The organism is Polaribacter sp. 11A2H, assembly GCF_011379025.1.
GTDB lineage: Bacteria > Bacteroidota > Bacteroidia > Flavobacteriales > Flavobacteriaceae > Polaribacter.
Genome location: NZ_WTLD01000014.1, coordinates 79,840 through 99,072, shown reverse-complemented (window position 1 = coordinate 99,072; position 19,233 = coordinate 79,840). Strand labels below are relative to the sequence as shown.

The 19,233-nt window shown below is 29.9% G+C and carries 9 protein-coding genes; 5 read left to right on the top strand and 4 right to left on the bottom strand.

The window, feature by feature from the left end:
- Positions 1 to 1,065: 1,065 nt before the first annotated feature.
- Positions 1,066 to 1,680 (bottom strand): LysE family translocator, encoded by a 615-nt coding sequence (locus tag GQS58_RS15040; RefSeq protein ID WP_166387378.1) that lies wholly within the window; start codon positions 1,678 to 1,680, stop codon positions 1,066 to 1,068.
- Between the two features lie 70 nt (positions 1,681 to 1,750).
- A complete protein-coding gene (locus GQS58_RS15035) occupies positions 1,751 to 2,785 on the bottom strand; it encodes a quinone-dependent dihydroorotate dehydrogenase (protein WP_166387376.1) in 1,035 nt (344 codons plus the stop codon).
- A gap of 290 nt (positions 2,786 to 3,075) precedes the next feature.
- On the opposite strand from GQS58_RS15035, the gene GQS58_RS15030 reads away from it, so the two are divergent.
- Complete coding sequence (locus GQS58_RS15030; protein ID WP_166387374.1) at positions 3,076 to 3,978, top strand: transporter; 903 nt, start codon at positions 3,076 to 3,078, stop codon at positions 3,976 to 3,978.
- Between the two features lie 75 nt (positions 3,979 to 4,053).
- Here the strand turns inward: GQS58_RS15030 and GQS58_RS15025 are convergent, their stop codons facing one another.
- Entirely contained in the window at positions 4,054 to 5,322 is a 1,269-nt protein-coding gene (locus tag GQS58_RS15025) for an exo-beta-N-acetylmuramidase NamZ domain-containing protein (protein ID WP_166387372.1), read from the bottom strand.
- Between the two features lie 4 nt (positions 5,323 to 5,326).
- Here GQS58_RS15025 and GQS58_RS15020 point away from each other — a divergent pair, with 4 nt between their 5' ends.
- The 4 genes from GQS58_RS15020 (at position 5,327) to GQS58_RS15005 (ending at position 16,173) form a co-directional block, all read left to right on the top strand.
- Entirely contained in the window at positions 5,327 to 6,562 is a 1,236-nt protein-coding gene (locus tag GQS58_RS15020) for an ABC transporter permease (RefSeq protein ID WP_166387384.1), read from the top strand.
- 474 nt (positions 6,563 to 7,036) lie between these two features.
- A complete protein-coding gene (locus tag GQS58_RS15015) occupies positions 7,037 to 11,191 on the top strand; it encodes a hybrid sensor histidine kinase/response regulator transcription factor (RefSeq protein WP_166387370.1) in 4,155 nt (1,384 codons plus the stop codon).
- A 439-nt stretch (positions 11,192 to 11,630) separates the two neighbouring features.
- The gene (locus GQS58_RS15010) at positions 11,631 to 14,615 is read left to right on the top strand and encodes a SusC/RagA family TonB-linked outer membrane protein (RefSeq protein WP_240914637.1); all 2,985 of its coding nucleotides are present in this window, start codon (positions 11,631 to 11,633) and stop codon (positions 14,613 to 14,615) included.
- Between the two features lie 19 nt (positions 14,616 to 14,634).
- Positions 14,635 to 16,173, top strand: a complete 1,539-nt coding sequence (locus GQS58_RS15005) for a RagB/SusD family nutrient uptake outer membrane protein (protein WP_166387366.1) — start codon at positions 14,635 to 14,637, stop codon at positions 16,171 to 16,173.
- Positions 16,174 to 16,816: 643 nt separating this feature from the next.
- Here the strand turns inward: GQS58_RS15005 and bglX are convergent.
- Positions 16,817 to 19,072: a beta-glucosidase BglX gene (bglX, locus tag GQS58_RS15000; RefSeq protein WP_166387364.1), complete on the bottom strand. Its 2,256-nt coding sequence runs from the start codon at positions 19,070 to 19,072 to the stop codon at positions 16,817 to 16,819.
- Positions 19,073 to 19,233: the final 161 nt, after the last annotated feature.

The window sequence follows — 19,233 nt, the reverse complement described above, 5'->3', positions numbered from 1 at the left end:
TTATTTATTGGTTAAAACTTTGTAGAAATGCTAGAATCGAACTAACTGACTTTTTTAATAGTCATTCCAAATTTTCTCTGATCGTTTTTGCTGTAATTCTTAGCGGCTGCAAACATACAAACTATTTCTAATCTGACAATAAAAAATTAAACTTTTTTTTTATTTTATTTTTTTGCTATAAAACTAAAAAAAACTGAACGTTTTTGCCGAAAATTTCGGACTGCAAACATACAACTCTTTTTAATTACAAACCTAAGGAAATTGTTATTTTATTTTTAATAAAATCTTGACATTTTATTTAGATAAACTACTAATCCTCAACTTACTTACAACTCCTCAATGAACGTTGCTAACTGTGTGATATTACCGTTAGCGGGTGCAAACTTACAACTCATTTTTAACCTGACAACTATTTTTTTACCTTTATTTTAATTTAATTTTACAATGAGTTTTAAGAGGCTTGTTTTAAGTGGTTTATGAGGGGAGTTTTTTTGAGTGAATTTGGAAGGTTTGTGGTGTTGCGTACTCGTATGTTTCTTTTTAACACATAGAAACATAGAAAACATAGGTTGGGGTTTTCTTTGGATTCATAAAGTTGAATAAGGAGTATTGGATTGGATGTTATAGTATATAGATTATAAAAACATATACTATTAAACCATAAACACCTTATTTTTAAACAACTAGAACTTACAGTCCTCACAGGTTTTTAAAACCTGTGAGGACTTGGTTATAGAATAGTCATTAACTGTTATGAACCCAAAAAATGATTTATGGTGTTTTTAACTTGAATAGAAAGAAGAAGTCTAAAAATAGAACTTCAATCTGCAAATTAGCTGTGTTAGGGATAGAAACGGCATCCTTTTTGCTTTTCGCAAAAAGATATAGTGGAAAGCCCGACCTTTTTTTTACAGTAGCTTATTTAAATTGATATTAAGAATTAAATAAAAAACGACACCTTTATATATTAGACTAAAAAAAGGGAACACCCAAAAAGAAATATTCGCTTTTCTAAATATATAATCTATAGGAGTTATATGGAAAAAGGAGGTTTGTTGATTTCGATTATAACAAAATCATAATTGCAATGAAGGTAAATACAATTATTTGTCCCCATTTTAAGTACACTCCCACTTTAGCATTTTCTTTTAAATAGCTAGAAATACTACCTGCTAAAATTGCAATTATTGTAAATACTAAAAAAGAGACGGCAATAAAAAGTGCTCCTAATGTATAAAACTGAATAACATTGGAAATTGTTTTAGAAAACAAAAACTGAGGAAAAAATGCTAAAAAGAATAAAGCAACTTTAGGGTTTAATACATTCATTATAAATCCCTTTTTGAATAGCTGAAATGTAGACTCTTTTTGAATATTGCTATTGGAAAGAACTATTTTAGCATCACTTTTATATACTTTATACGCTAAAAAGAGCAGATAACTGGCTCCTAATAATTTAATGATAAAAAAAAGACTGTCATTTTCTTTGATGATTGCAGAAACGCCAAAAGCGACGAGTGTAGTATGTACTAAACAACCAGACATTAGTCCTAAAACGGTTGAAATTCCGTATTTTGTGCCATTCACAATACTTTGTGTTAGTACAAAAATATTATCTGGTCCTGGAGAAATTGCTAAAATAGCCGTTGCAAAGACGAAAGAGAATAAAGTTTCTATCATAGAATGCTGATTTTTCTAAATGTTTTTTTTAACGAAAGTAAGTCCTCTATTATATGATAAGACTTCTATTTTAAAGTTGTTTTAGAATTGCCTTATTAATTCGCTTTACCAAACTTGGTCCTTCGTAAATAAAACCGGTATAAACTTGCACTAAATCTGCGCCAGCATTTAGTTTTTCTAACGCATCTTTTTCTGAGTGAATACCTCCTACCCCGATTATTGGAAAAGCTTTTTTAGAGGTGTCTGCTAAATATTTAATTACAGCTGTACTTTGGTTTTTAACTGGCTGACCACTAACACCACCATTTCCTATTTCTGCTAAACTTTCTTTTGATGCTTTTAGATTTGCTCTATTTGTTGAAGTATTGGAAGCAATTACACCATCAATTTTTGTTTCATGCACTAATTCAATAATTTCATCTAACTGAATATTATTTAAATCGGGTGCTATTTTTAATAAGATTGGTTTTTGTCTTTTTTCTTTATTATTAAGATTCTGACAAGCAGAAATTAATTCTAATAAATAGTCTTTGTCATTTAGTTTTGCATGGCTACCTACATTTGGGCAGCTTACGTTTAGTACAAAATAATCTACATACGGATGCAGTGCTTTAAAAACCTCGCAATAATCTTCTGTATAATTTTCTGGAGAGGTTGCCGTATTTTTACCAATGTTACCACCAATAATAACTTGCCCCCTATTTTTCTTTAGGTTTTTAATGGCAGCTTCCATTCCGTCATTATTAAAACCCATTCTATTTATAATTCCTTGATCGTCTTTTAATCTAAACAACCTTTTTTTAGGATTACCAACTTGTCCTTTTGGAGTTACGGTTCCTATTTCTATAAAACCAAAACCAAAATTTGCTAATTCATTATACAAAACAGCATTTTTATCGAAACCTGCCGCCAAACCAACCGAGTTTTTAAAGGTAATACCAAATAAGGTTTTTTCTAATCGTTTGTCATCAACTACATATAAACTTCTAAATATTGAAGTAACAAAAGGAATTTTACAAAGGTTTTTGACTAAAGAAAAAGTGAAGTAATGAATTTTTTCTGGGTCGAATAAAAAGAATATTGGTCTTACAATAGATTTGTACATGCTTTACTAGAATTATTTTAAGTAGCTTATTTCTAGTTTTCAAAATTACAAATTTTATAATGATAAAACTCGAAAACCTATTTCAAATAAAAAATCTAAAAACATTAACCTGTTTTAAAAAAAATATTTAAAAAAAAATAATCTTTTTTTTTATTGATAACATGCTTAAAAAGAGATAGAAATAAAAAATAATTTCTTCATTATTTCTCTTTTTTAAGAAAAACAAAATTCATCTTGTAATTTACAGAATTAGCACTCGACAAAGGAACCTAACTATTAAAAAACAAAAAATGAAAACAAGTAAAATAGTATTAGGTTTGGTTTTTGGACTAGCTCTTACATCACAAACTAATGCACAAGGATTGTTAGATGGTTTTACTCCCAAAAAAGGAAATTTATCTGTAACAGCTTCTTACACCTCTAGTAATTATGAAAAATTTTATGCTGGAAAAACTAAAATGGATGCAGTACCTGATCATAATAAAATTGACCAAAACATCTATAGCATCTATGCAAAATATGGAATTACAAATAAATTATCTGTTGTTTTAAATGCACCTTATATTTCTGCAGAAGGAAACGGAGATGTAGCGCCTAACATAAATTCTAAACAAGATGGTTTTCAAGATATTTCTATTGGATTGAAATACAATGCGTATACTTTTGATTTTGAAAAATTAAATTTAGATGTAATAACGGGTTTAAGTGTTGATATTCCTACAGGTTATGAAGCAAACGGAATTTTATCTCTTGGTAACAATACCTTTTCTACAAACTTAACTGCGGGTTTACATTTACAAAGCAATGATGGTCTTTTTGTAACTTTTTTAAATTCTTACCAATTTAAAGGAGATGCAGATAATACTAGTGGTGGTGCGGACTTTGATGTACCAAATGCTTATTATGCAACTACTAAAATAGGATATGCTAGTTCTGCAATTTATGTAGAAGGTTGGGTAGATTATTTAGCTTCAACTGATGGTGTAGATATTGGTGGAACTGGTTTTGCTGGTCCTAATGGTCCTAACTTTCCAGAAACTAAAGTAGAATATACAAGATTAGGTGCTACTGTTTATAAAAATATTATTCCAGAATTAGGAGCAAGTGTAGGTTTTGGTACTGTAGTTGATGGTCGTAATATTGGTAAGTCTACCAACTTCTCTGTTGGATTAACTTACAACCTTAACATATAAGTTTCTTTTAATACCATTAAAAAAGCTCGTAAGAAATTACGAGCTTTTTTATTTTAAACTATTGAAGTTCTTTTTTTACTGATAAATCAAGTACTTACTTCGAACTTCTTTAAATGCTTCCAAATCTTTCTCCCAAGTTTTTCTAATTTCAGTTTCAGGTATCCCTTTTTCTATTTGTTGTTTCAGCTTTTTTGTACCTGCTAATTTGGTAAAGAAATTATTAAAAAACTCTTTAGATGTATTCTGATGGTATGCTTTTATTAAAAATGATAAATCTATTTTATTAAGATTTTCTACTTCTTGTAAATTTTCTCCATAACACAATTCATTTTTAAACTTCGGATATTTAGCACCTTCATTAGCTTGTGGAGTAAAAGTAAATTCACTTTTTGCTAAAAACGGAGAACCATAAATTTGGAACTGCATTTCGGTTCCGCGTCCTGCAGACACATTGGTCCCTTCAAAAAAACACAAACTTGGGTACAAGTTTATACTTTTATCATTTGGTAAATTGGGTGATGGTTTTATAGGTAAACTATATTCCGTTTGATGTGTATAGTTTTCTAAAGGAATTACTGTTAAATCACACTTAATTCCGTTTTTAAGCCATTTTTCACCATTAATCATTTTACCGTATTCTCCAATTGTCATTCCGTAAACCACCGGCACTTTGTGCATACCAACAAAAGAACTATGTGCTTCTTCTAAAACGGGTCCGTCTATATAATGTCCGTTGGGGTTTGGTCTGTCTAATACAATTACTTCAACTCCAGCTTCTGCACACGCTTCCATTACATAATGTAAAGAAGAAATATAGGTGTAAAAACGAGCACCAACATCTTGAATATCAAAAACTACAATATCAATTCCTGCTAAATGCGCTTTAGACGGTTTTTTATTTTTACCGTAAAGCGATACAATTGGCAGACCTGTTTTGGTATCAAAACCATCTTTTATAACCTCTCCAGCATCTGCTTTCCCTCTAAAACCATGTTCTGGCGCAAATACCTTTTTTACGTTTACACCATTAAAGTTGTGTAAATAATCTACCAAATGATGGGTAACTTTTTTAGCCCCCATAACATTAGCCGCTACTTCTGCCCTTTCTAAAACAGACAACACAGATGTTTGGTTAGCAACAATTGCTAAATTTTTTCCTTTTAATAATTTTAAATATAAATCAACTCTTTCTGCTCCTACTTTTAAAACTCCTTGCTTTTCTACCTTTTGAACTGTTATGGTAGGACTTTTTTTAGTTGTATTTTGCGCACAAGAAATGAGCTGAAAATTCAGCAGTAGAAATAAGAATAAATATGTACTTTTGAAAGGTTTAAAATCTATCATCAATTTGAATTACGAGTTATTTATTGCAAAACGCATTATTGCCGGTAAAAAGTATAAAAATAGCATTTCATCTCCAATAATAAAAATTGCAATTACAGCAATTGCATTGGGTATTATAATTATGCTAATTGCTGTGGCAACTGGCGCTGGCTTGCAATATAAAATTCGCGATAAAATGGCTGGTTTTAAAGGTCATGTTCAAATTATTAATTATGATGCTAATAATTCTGATGTTTCAACGGTTCCTATTGATAAAAACCAAGATTTTTATCCGAAGTTTAAAAATGTAGACGGAATTAAAAACATTCAGATTTTTGCTAATAAAGCTGGGATTTTAAGAACAGAAACAGAATTTGAAGGCATTATTTTTAAAGGTGTTTCTACAGATTACGATTGGACTTTTTTTAACGAATATTTAGTTGAAGGTAGAACCCCAAATTTTAATCAAGATAGAACGAAAGAGGTTTTATTGTCTCAAACAATAATGAATCGTTTACAGTTGAAATTAAACGATATTGTTTTAGCTACTTTTATAAAAACCTCCACAAGTAAGCTACCATCAAACAGAAAATATACTATTGTTGGTATTTACAATTCTGGTTTTGCAGAATTTGATAAATCTATGATGATTGGTGATCTTAGAGAAGTTCAAAACCTTAACAAATGGACAGAAAATGAAATTGGTGGTTTTGAAGTAATTTTAGATAGCTTTGATAAAATTGAAGAAAAAGGAAATATAATTTACAAAGAAATTCCCGAAACTTTAAATAGCAAGACTATTTTAGAAAGTTATCCAACGGTCTTTGAATGGATTCAACTTTTTGACAATAATGTTTGGTTTATTATTGCCATTATGATTTTAGTTGCCGGTATAAATATGATTACCGCCCTACTCGTTTTAATTTTAGAACGCGTACAAATGATTGGTATTTTAAAAGCCTTAGGAAGCACTAATACAAGCATTAGAAAAATATTTTTATACAATGCTTCTTACCTTATTTTAAAAGGTCTTTTCTGGGGAAATATCATTGGGTTATCTATCCTTTTTGTACAATACTACTTTGAAGTTATTACATTAAACCCAGAAAACTATTATGTGAACACAATGCCTGTTTATATTTCTTTTAAAGCTATTTTACTGCTAAATATAGGTACATTAATTATGTCTTTTTTAATGCTGATTATTCCATCATATATAATTACTAAAATTCAGCCTTCTAAATCTATAAAGTTTGCTTAAACCTCTTTTTTAAAACAATATTCTTTATTTAACTTGTTTATTAAAATTACACAACGTTTTAGTTAAATGAAAATTATTGCACTTTATTTAAAATTTAAATAAGACAAACAGAAAAACAATAATACTTATAAATAGGTATTATTGTTTTTCTGTTTTATAAAAGGTTTCTAAAACAAAAGTAGCGCTTTTAATATCTGTAAATCATTCCGTTATATTTATTTCTAAAGTAGAAAGCAACATCTCTTTCATTAGATGTTTAATTTGTTGCACTTAAATTTATTTACAAAAGCTATCTTTAGATCTAATTTGTAAGGCTTCCCCCTACTTTCAAGTTAAAAAGTTAATTACATTTATAATTAAATAATAACATTACAAAAATAGATTTATCTAACCACCTATTATTTAGATAAAAATCTAACTTGAAATAATTAGGTTAAAAACCTAATATTACGATAACTATTAAATTATTAGTTTATGAAAAACCTCTTGGTTTTAATATTTTTTTTGTCTCCCATAATTAACTATGCACAAAAACCTTATAAAGAATTTCAGTTTGTAAATATTAAGGAAGGCATACCTAAAGTGGGCGTCTCATCTATTGTGCAAGACAGCCAAGACTTTATTTGGATTGGTACTACTGGAACCGGTTTATATAAATTTGATGGTATAAACTATACTCCTTATAAATTTGATTTTGAAAACACGCATTCTTTAAGCAATAATTTAGTTCAATGCCTTTTTTTAGACAGTAAAAATAGACTGTGGTGTGGAACCGAAAATGGATTAAATTTATATAATAGAGACTTAGACCATTTTAAAAAGATACAATTAAATAGTGACCTTAATTATAAAGAAAATGTATTAGCAATAGAAGAGGATTCTAACGGAAACTTGTTGATAGGAACCGATAATAAAGGTCTTTTTAAGTTAAACATGGATACATTTAAAATAGATAGAATTATAAATAAAAATCAATCAGATCTCTCTATTAATAGTATAAAACACACCAAGCAAGGTAAAACATTTGTAGGTACAACTCTTGGTTTAAAAGAAGCAGATCTTATAAACAACAAACTAATTGACACTAGAGTTTTTACAAATAATGAAAAAGATATAGTCAACTCAATATCTGACTTATATATTGATGCTAAAGATAATTTATGGATTGGTTTTGAAAGAGAAGACGGTGTCTACAAATGTGGTTTAACTAATGATAGGAACAATAATATTATAAGCTTAGAGAAGTTTGAATTTACTTCAAAAAAAATCATGAAAATAATTCAATTATCAGACAATACAATGATGATTGGAACAGAGAATGATGGTCTTTTTCACTTAGAAGAGAATGGCGATATTATTAAAAATTATGTTTCAAATAAAACAGAAGAAAACAGTATTTTACATAATTCTATTTGGGAACTTTTTATAGATAAAAATGATAGAATTTGGATGGGATACTTTAACAGTGGTGTTGCCGTTAGCGATAAACTCTATGATAAATTTAAAGATATAAAAAGCTTACCTAATAAAAATAATTCGTTAACAATCCCCTCCGTTTCAAGTGTTGTAAAAGACAAAACTGGTAATTTATGGATTTCTACAGATGGCGGCGGTATAGATGTTTACAACCCTAAAAACGCTAAAATAACTCATATCAATAAAAAAAATAACACTGTTTATTCGGGGCTTAATTCTAATTACATTGTGAGTTTGTTTTTAGATTCTAAAAATAATTTATGGGCAGGAAGTTGGGATAATGGCATTTACCTTTTAAAAAATGGATCTAAAAAATTTATAAATTTCAGTAAACATAATGCTGTAAAAAACTTTAATTCAAATACCGTTAGAAGTTTTTCTGAAGATTCTAAAGGAACCGTATGGATTGCTACTTTTTTTGAAGGACTTCACTCCTACAATCCAATAACAGATACTTTTAAAAAATATGATTCTAAAGAATTTCTAGAAAATAAATCTTTACGTAATAAATTGATGGTTGTTTTTGTAGATTCAGAAGATGCTATATGGGTAGGAACTGCCGATGGTTTGTTTAAAATAACAAGATTAGAAAATAACACCTTTAATGTTGTTTCTTTAAAAACTAGAATGCAGAAAGAGTATGGTAACTTATCTGATGCTAGTCATATTTTAAGTATTTATGAATCTTCTAAAAATGAAATTTGGATTGGAACAAGAGGTGCAGGACTTTGTAGATACAATAAAAAAGAAGACACCTATACATGGTATAATAAATCTAAAGGTTTTATAGAAGAAAACATCGCTGCAATTATAGAAGATAATGATAAAAATATTTGGGTTAGTGGTAACTCCGGACTCACAAAAATTGATAAAAATCAGCAAGTTTTTACAAATTACACTTCTAATGATGGTTTATTATCGAATGATTTTAATTTTAGTGCCGCTTTAAAAGACGAAAAAGGTATTTTGTATTTTGGTAATTTTAAGGGCTTAGATTATTTTAATCCAAAAGAAATTGCCACAAATACTAGCTTACCAACATTACATTTAACAGACTTTAAATTGTTTAATGAAAAAGTAATTCCTCTTACTGAAAACTCTCCATTAGAAAAAGTTATTTCAGAGACAAAAAACATTCAACTTTCACATACGCAATCTGTATTTACCATTGAATATACTGGCTTGAACTATACTAGACCAGAAAAAAATAATTATGCTTTTTATTTAGAAGGTTATGAAACTACTTGGAATTATGTTGGACATAAAAGAAATGCGACGTATACAAATTTAGATCATGGAGATTATATTTTTAAACTAAAAGCTTCTAATAATGACGGTGTTTGGAGTAACATTCCATTAGAATTAAATATTACCATTCTTCCACCTTGGTGGAAAACCAATTGGGCAATATTAGGCTATATCCTAGTGTTTTTATTATGCATTTATTTACTAAACAGCTTAACTCAACAAAGAATAAAAGAAAAAGAAATATTAAAAAATGAACGTTTAGCACAAAGTCAAAATGATGAATTGAATCAAAAGAAACTTCAATTTTTTACAAATATTTCTCATGAGTTTAGAACACCATTAACCCTAATTATAAACCCTATTAAAGATATTATTAGCAACAAAGAATTAGACCTACCACAAAGTGTTAAAAATAAGCATGCAATCATCTACAAAAATACAAACAGACTTTACAGGTTGATAAATGAATTAATGGATATTAGAAAATTAGAACACAATAAGATGAAAATTAGAGCTTCTAAAATTAATTTAATTGAGTTTTCTAAAAACATTTCGAACTATTTTCAAGAAGAAACAACTAATAAAAATATTTTATTAAGTGTAGATTCAGATGTACCAGATTTAAGTGTTTGGGCAGATGAAAATATGTTAGAAAAAATCATATTCAACCTCTTGTCTAATGCAATAAAGGCAACTCCCATAGGAGGTGCTATAAATATTGATTTATTTTCTAATCACAAACGATACCTCTTACCTTTAGTTGATAAAAAGCAACCGGTGGAAGTAATAGAAATAGTAATTTCTGATACTGGAACAGGGTTAAACGAACAAGAAGTTGAAAAAATATTTGAACGCTTTTATCAAGTAGAAGACCAAAACAAAACCTATATCGGTGGAACCGGAATTGGTTTAGAAGTCGTAAAAAGTTTTGTATACCTCCATAAAGGAGACATCAAGGTAGAAAGTAAAGTAGGTTCTGGTACTACATTTAAAATACTATTACCAACTGGTAATGCTCATTATACAGAAGATGAAATTATATATGAAAATGAGAAGAAAGTAAATATAAAAGAACAGTTCTTATTAATTACCCCAGAATACACAGAAATTCCAACTACAGAAGCGTCTAAACTAACTAAAACTAAGACCATTTTAATTGTTGAAGATAATATAGAATTGCTAGATTATTTAAAGACAGAATTAAGTAAAGATTACAAAGTTTTTGTTGCTGGTAATGGTAAAGAAGGCATTAAAATGGCAAAAGAAACCTTACCAGATGCAATTATTACAGATGTTGTAATGCCAGAAATGGATGGTTTTGAATTTTGTAAAACAATAAAAACAGATACCTCTACAAGCCACATTCCTGTAATGATGTTAACCGCAAGAACAACCATAGAAAATAGAATTGAAGGTATAGAAAATGGTGCTGATGCTTATATGATAAAACCTTTCGATTTAAAATTATTAAAACTTCGTTTGTCACAATTAATTACAAGTAGACAATTAATTTTCGATAAATTTTTTGGAGCAATAAGTGGTGCTGATGAAAAAATAAACTCTAACTCTATAGATAAAGAATTTATACAAAAACTATTAGAATATATAAATAACAATATTTCAGACTCTAACTTAAGTGTAGAAGAGTTGGCGTCACAATTAAAACTAAGTAGGAGTCAATTATACAGAAAAATAAAAGCAATAACAGGTCAAACCGTTAATGAATTTATTAGAAAAATAAGATTAGAAAGAGCTAAACAAATTTTAGATTCTGGCAGAGGCAATATTAGTGAAGCATGTTTTAGTGTAGGTTTTTCTTCTCCATCTTATTTCTCTAAATGCTTTAAAGCTCATTTTGGTGTTTTACCTTCTGAAATAGAAATAAAAAAAGACATAAAGGTCTAATTATAAAACCAGAACAACACCTAGAAAACTACTTTTAAAGTACGTGTTCTTATATTAATATTAACAATAAGTTCCTTTTAAAACATTGCAATAGTAAAATTGAAGCGAGCAATGAATTAAATGTAGCATACGTGTTAAATAAAGGTTAAATAGCTACAATTGTTTTAAAAGCTGTTTTTTTTGTGATACAAAACATTGATTTGTTCTTATAGATTTGAAGAGTACGACAATGTTTATGGAACAGAAAAAGTTTAAAAATAATATATTTTACGAGGTACTATTAGTAATTATTATGTTATTACTATTGATAGTATTACTTAATTTATAATACTATTTTTTAGTTGCTACATTGTTTATCAAAACAAGTATTTTAATTAACCAATTAATATGAATGATGATAAAATTTAAAGTCACGATTATTGCATGCCTAATGTTATGTATGCAGAATGTTTTTTCGCAAAGCAAGACAATTACTGGTCAGGTAACGGATTCCGCAGGAAACACTTTACCGGGAGTATCAGTTGTAATTAAGGGAACTATTAAAGGTACAAATGCAGATTTTGAGGGAAATTACTCAATAGCAAACGTTTCTCCAGACAATGAGTTAGTTTTTTCTTATTTAGGAATGAATTCTCAAACAATTCTTGTGGGAACTAGTACAAAGATAGATGTAATTTTACAAGACAACCTAGAGTCTTTAGACGAGATTGTAGTTGTTGGGTATGGTAGTAAGAAAAAGAGTTTAGTTACCGGAGCAATTTCTAGTATCGATTCTAAACAAATTAAAAGTTCTTCTAATCAAAGAGTAGAGTCTGTATTACAAGGTAGAACATCTGGTGTTACGGTATCGTCTTCTTCTGGTTCACCTGGTTCTGGTGCAAAAATAAGAATTCGTGGTGCAGGTTCTAGTGGTAATTCAGAGCCTTTATTTATAGTAGATGGTATGAAAGCATCATCTATTGCAGATATTGCTCCATCAGATATTGCAAATATCGAAATACTAAAAGATGCTGCTTCTGCTGCTATCTATGGTACAGAAGGTGCAAATGGTGTAGTTATTATAACAACTAAAAGAGGACGAAAAGGAGGATTACAAGTGTCTTTTAATTCTCAAATAGGTGTTCAATTTTTAAAAACAGATATGGAGTTAATGAATGCTTCACAATTTGTTCAGTACATGAACGAAGCAGGATTAACAAGTGTAACAGACAATGGTTATGATACAGATTGGATAGAAGAAACCTTCTCTCCTGCCATTATGCACAGAAATGACATTAACCTATCTGGAGCTACAGAAAAATTTTCTTATTTTACTTCTGCCTCTCATTTAGATCAAGATGGTATTGTTGGTAATGGAAACTCTTCTTTTAAAAGATCTACTTTTAGAGTAAACTTAAAAGGTGATGTTGCTAAATGGTTAGAAGTAGGTGTTAATTCTACCTATTCTTCTTCAGATAAGAGTGGGATTCAAGAAAATAGTGACACTAGAGGTGTAATTCAAAATATGCTTATTTTAGATCCATTAACACCCGTCACTTATGCTAACGGTTCCGTACCACAATCTGTTATAGACCGTTCTAACACAAATGGTGTTCCGGTATTAAAAAATGCAAATGGTAATGTTTATGGATACCCAAGTTATTCTACTGGAGAGGTTGTAAATCCTGTTGCCTATGCAAATAACATTAACAAAACTACTGTAGATGCTTATCAATTTTTAACCTCTGCTTATTTAAAATTTAAACCTTTTGAAGGCTTTTCTTTTACAACAAGATTAGGATATGACAAAAATCAATGGGATACAAGGAACATGATCAATCCATATTATGTTTCTTCAGAAGCATCAAACACAACGTATTCTGGTTCTCAAAACGTTGTAGAATCTAAAAGATGGTTATGGGAAAATTTTGCTTCTTATGAGAAAGCCTTAGGGAATCATAATTTTGTTTTATTAGCAGGATATTCTGCAGAAGAAACAAGAGTAACAACTCCCACTTCTAGAAGTGGTTCTGCTTCTATTGCAGATTTTGTTGGCTTTAATTTTGACTTACCAGAATTTAACACTCAAGTAAATCAAATAGATCCATCACCAGATAATATGGTGTCTATATTTGGTAGACTTTCTTATGATTATTTAGGAAAGTATTTATTTGAAGCTTCTATTAGAAGGGATAAATCAGATAAATTTCCAATAGCAAATAAAGCGGGTACTTTTCCTGCATTTTCTGCAGGTTGGGTAGCTTCAAACGAAAATTTCTGGAATAGAGAATCTAAAATAGATTATTTAAAATTAAGAGCAAGTTGGGGTCAAAATGGAAGTAGAAGTAACTTAAATGGTAACTCAGATAAAACATATATTACCTCTATAATTAACGGACAAAATATTGATTATTTAGGAAATATAGGTGCTCAGATTACAGGGTATTCAAACCTTAACTTAGTGTGGGAAACTTCAGAACAATTAGATTTAGGAGTAGATTTAAGAGCGTTAGATAACCGATTAACTTTTGCCGCAGACTATTACAAGAAAACAACTAGAGATGCTATTATTAACGACGGTTCTTTAATTACACCAGGTTCGGCAGGTTTTCTTTCTAATGAATTTAATTCTGGTACCATAGAAAATAAAGGTTTCGAATTTGAATTAGGCTATGGAGATACTACACAAAGTGGACTTAGCTACAACATTAATGCAAACTTATCTACTCTACAAAACAAAGTGACAGAGATTCTATTTGTACCAGAGGGGACTTCTCTTGCAGGTGCTGGGGCTCCTCAAAATCCGGATGGAATTACAAGGTTTACAGAAGGACAACCTTCTTGGTATTTCTATGGATACGAAACAGATGGAATTGACACTGCAACTGGTGAAGTTATAAAAGTAGACACCAATAAAGATGGAAGCATTACAAATGCTGATAAAACAAATATAGGATCACCGCATCCAGATGTTTTATTTGGTGGAAACATCAGTTTAGCTTATAAAGCGTTTGATTTTAACCTACAATTTCAAGGAACATTGGGTAATGATATTATTTCAACGTATCATCAACCGTCTAGACCAATTACAAACAAACCGGTACATTTCTTTAATGAAAGATGGGCACAACCAGGTGACGTAGCTACCTACCCAGGAGCCGCTAATGTAATTGCTTCTTATGACACAGATTTAATGGTAGAAGATGGCTCTTTTATGAGAATTAAACAAATTCAATTTGGATATTCTTTGCCAGAAAATACTATTGAAAAAATGCATATTAACAACTTAAGGTTTTACGTTTCTCTAGATGACTTTTTCACCTTTACAGGTTACAAAGGCTTAGATCCAGAAATTGGAAATTTCAACTATAATTCTATTGGTGTAGATAGAGGTTTTTACCCTACGGCTGCAAAAGTAGTATTCGGACTCTCTCTAGACTTTTAATAAAAACAACATACATATTATGAAAAAAACAATTTTAACAATTATTGGAGTTCTTATTCTAGGGATTATATCTTGTAGCGAAGAATTTACAGAAAACCCAAGAATAAATGTTGATGATTTAGACACCTTTTTTCTTGAAGAGGAGAATGTAGAATCTGCTGTTATAGGCATCTATGATTTAATGCAATTTAATTATGCTGTAGACTGGAGTAGTGTTTTTTTAGTAAAGCTGCTTCCTGGAGACGATGCAAATGCTGCAGGTGGTAATGCAGACGATCAATCTCAATTGCAAGCTATAGATGATTATGTAGACGTATCTTCTTCTAATGCTTCGATAACTAGTGTTTGGGATCTTTTTTACAGAACTATCTCATTATCAAACCTAGTTATAAACAACATTACTGATAGTGATTTAAGTAACAAAGACAGAGCTTTAGCTGAAGCTAAGTTTATGAGAGCTTGGTGTTATTTCGAATTGACAACCATGTTTGGTGAAGTTCCTTTAAGGTTAACAGTACCAGAAAAAGCAGAAGATTTTGGAATCGTAAAATCATCTAGAGCAGATATATATACCCAAATTGAACTAGATTTAACTGCTGCAATTGCAGATTTACCTGGCAAAGGAGCATCAGATAGTTTTAGAGCAACAAAGGAAACTGCAGAAGCACTAATGGGTAAAGTACTCGTTTTTCAAGAAAAGTATAGCGAATCAATTCCATATTTTGAATCTGTAATTAATAACCCTGCTATCGATTTGGAAGTAAAGCCTGCAGATGTTTGGAGTATTAATCATGAATTTGGAAAAGAATCATTATTCGAAATAGGATATATTTCTACAACTGCAAGAGATTGGGGTAACTTTGCTTGGGGAGGTAGAAATGAAAGTAATCTACACATTCAATTAATGGGACCAAGAGGAGATGGAATCTTTGACCTTACTGGTACAGATCTTATTAATGGATGGGGATTTAACTTACCATCAGAAAAATTAATAAATGCTTTTGAAGATGCAGGAGACACAGATAGAAAAGCTGCAACTATAATGACGGAAGCTGAGTTAATTGATGCAGGTGGAAGCGTAAATGCGTCACTAGCTACAGGAGGAGTAATTTGGGATTATGAAGGAGCTATAAGAATAAAATACGCAACAAAATCTGAAGACACTAGTGAAGACGGTATTAAAGAATTAAATTACAGTACTAATTTTAGGTTATTTAGATATGCAGAAGTTTTATTATTAGCTGCAGAAGCATATAATAAAGACGGGCAAGACCCTAAAGCAAGAACAGAATTAGATAAAGTTAGAAATAGAGCTGGTTTAGGTAATATTAATAGCAACACTAGTGGTACCGTTTTATTTGATGCTATTGTAAATGAAAAATTCTTAGAATTAGCACACGAAGGTCAACGTTTTTGGGACTTAGTGAGATGGGGAAAAGCAGCAACAGAATTGTCTGGTACTGGCTATACTTCTAAAAACGACCTATTCCCTATTCCAATTACCGAAATAGATAAAAACTCAGAATTAACAATTGTAGATCAGAACCCAGGATATTAACAATTAACAACTTTAGTCCCCCAATTTTATTCTAAAAATAATAAGGCAGCATAAAAACTAATTTTATGCTGCCTTATTTATTTAAATACAAAAACCTCGAAGGCTATCTTTTCTGTTAGTTATTCTGTCATTTACATGTTATTCAATTAAAAAAAACAAAGAATAAACCTTATTTTATAACTGTAAAACAGGTGACTGGTTATTAATAATGCCGCACAAAAAACCTCTTTCTTTTTAAATTACATCTCTACTAGTTTAACAAAAACTTTCTTTTAGAGTTATTGATAAATGACATTCTAACAAATACCTAATTCACTATAAATAAAACTACTAACCATCTATAACTAAGTAAATAAAATTTATAATTTATAAAATATTATCAAAAATAAAATTTTTAGAATGATCTAATCAGTAACTATTTTTAAATTGTTATTATATAAGAGACCTTAATAATGAAGAATTAAAAACAACTAAAAAAAATATTAGTTCTAGTTTATTTTATTAATAAATGGAGATATAACTTTCACAAAAGACGCTTCTTTAATTACAAGTAATCAAAATAAAGAACCTAATCTTATCTAAATAAAAAATAGGGTTAAACTTATTATAGTTTAACCCTATTTTTATTTGACACTTTCCTAAATTACTTTTTAAGAGAAAATGATGTTTTTAAACCTTCTGATGCATTTGGTCCAACCCAAATATTAAACACTCCTTCTTCTGCTGCTTTTATCATTTTATGATTGACAAACTCTAAATCTTTAGCCGAAATTTTAAAAGTAACTTCTTTTGTTTCTCCACTTTTTAAGAATACATGCTCGAACCTTTTTAACTCTTTAACAGGTCTGGTAATGCTACCAACAACATCTTGTATATAGAGTTGTGCAATTTCTTTACCGTCATTTTTACCTGTATTTGTAATAGATACCTTAATCTCTAAATCTTCATTAAAATTAATGATCTCTTTAGATATAGAAATATCTGTATACTTAAAGGTTGTATAAGATAAACCATAACCAAAAGGAAAATGAGGCGTAAATCCAACATCTAAATAATGAGACTTATTCCCTAAAGAACTTTGCCATGCAGCAACCGGAATTTCATCCATAGGAACATAGTTTGTACTATCTGCTGGTCTACCTGTATTTTTATGATTGTAGAAATACGGTAATTGACCCGCTGTTTTGGGCCAAGAAACAGGCAATCTACCTTCAGGAGATTTTATTCCATGTACAATTTCATACAAAGCCTCACCTCCCATTGTTCCTGGGTGCCATGCCATTAAAACAGCATCTACTTTATCTATAATATTTGTAATGGTAATAGGTCTACCTGCCATAATTACTAAGACAATAGGTTTCCCTGTTTTAGCCAATTCGTTAATTAATTCTTCTTGAGCTCCTGGTAAATTAATGTTTGCTCTACTATGTGCTTCACCAGATAAAATTGCTTCTTCTCCTCCAAAAAATAAAATAACATCAGATTTTTTAGCAATATTTATTGCTTCCTGAAATCCTTTTTTAGAAGTATCTCTACTATAATCCAATCCTTTTGCAAATGTAAAATTTGTATTCGTTTTTTTGTACGCGTCTAAAGGTGTATTGGTATGCTCTTTTTCACCATCAAAAGACCACGTACCTAATTGTTCGTGTGGTGCATTTGCCAAAGGACCAATAATGGCAACCTTTGTTTTCTCTGAAATAGGTAAAATAGAATTCTTATTTTTTAATAAAACAGTACTTTCAATCACTGCTTTTTTTGCTTCTTTTAAATGCGCTGTTGCATAAAGATTCCCTGTGTGTTCTTTATTTCTATAAGGATTTTTAAAAAGACCTAACCTAAATTTTATTCTTAAAATATTACGAACAAATTCATTTAACTCTTCTACAGAAACTTTCTTTTCTTCTATTAACTCTTTTAAATAATTTTCATAAGCCGTACTCGTCATTTCCATATCTAATCCTGCTTTAGCAGCTAATTCTCCTGCATGTTTTTCATCACTTGCAAAACCATGAGCAATCATTTCTATCACAGAATCCCAATCACTAACAACAAAACCATCAAATTTTAATTCGCCTCTTAAAACATCTTTTAATAAAAATTCATTTCCTGTTGCTGGCACTCCATTTATTTCATTAAAAGAACTCATAACTGTTGCCGAACCTGCATCTATTGCCGCTTTAAATGGTGGCAAATACACATTTCTTAAAAGCTGTTCACTTATATCAACAGTGTTGTAATCTCTACCTCCTATTGCTGCTCCATAAGCTATATAATGTTTTGCAGATGCTGCCATTCTATAAGGACTGCTTAAATCTTCTCCTTGAAAACCTTTTATATAAGCAGCTCCTAAAATGGTTGCTAAATAAGGATCTTCTCCTGGAGATTCTGCAATTCTACCCCAACGACTATCTCTAGCAATGTCTAACATGGGTGCAAATGTCCATCTTATTCCTGCTCCAGAAGCTTCAAAAGCGGCTATCTCAGAAGATTTCTCTACCATTTGAGCATTCCAAGTTGCCGCTAATCCCAATGGAATTGGAAACATTGTTTTAAAACCATGAATAACATCTCTACCAAAAATTAATGGAATTCCATTTGGACTTTCTTCAACAGCAATTCTTTGTAATTCATCTAGATGCTCTAGATTCATGATGTTTAAAAAAGCACCAACTTCTCCCTTTTTAACAGCTGCTATTAATTTTTCAGGAAGCTCACTTTCTGTGCTGTTCATACCTCTTAAATTGGTTTGTCCAATTTTTTCTTCTAAGGTCATTTTAGAAAGTAAAGCCTCAATCTTAGCTTCATGCGTTGTGTCTTTTACAGAAGACGTTTTCTTATTTTCTTTACAACTTATAATTGTTACCAATAACAGTAATAAAAGGAATCTTTTTTTCATAATATTATTTATTTTGTTGGTTTATTTTCTATATTAAATTACTTGTTTCCACCTTTAGACCTAGTCTAATTTTGAAAATAGAAAACTATTAAATGGTGGTTTTTCACTTAGATTGAGTCAGGCATATTTTTACAGAATTGGTATTAAGAATGTTTTTTTTA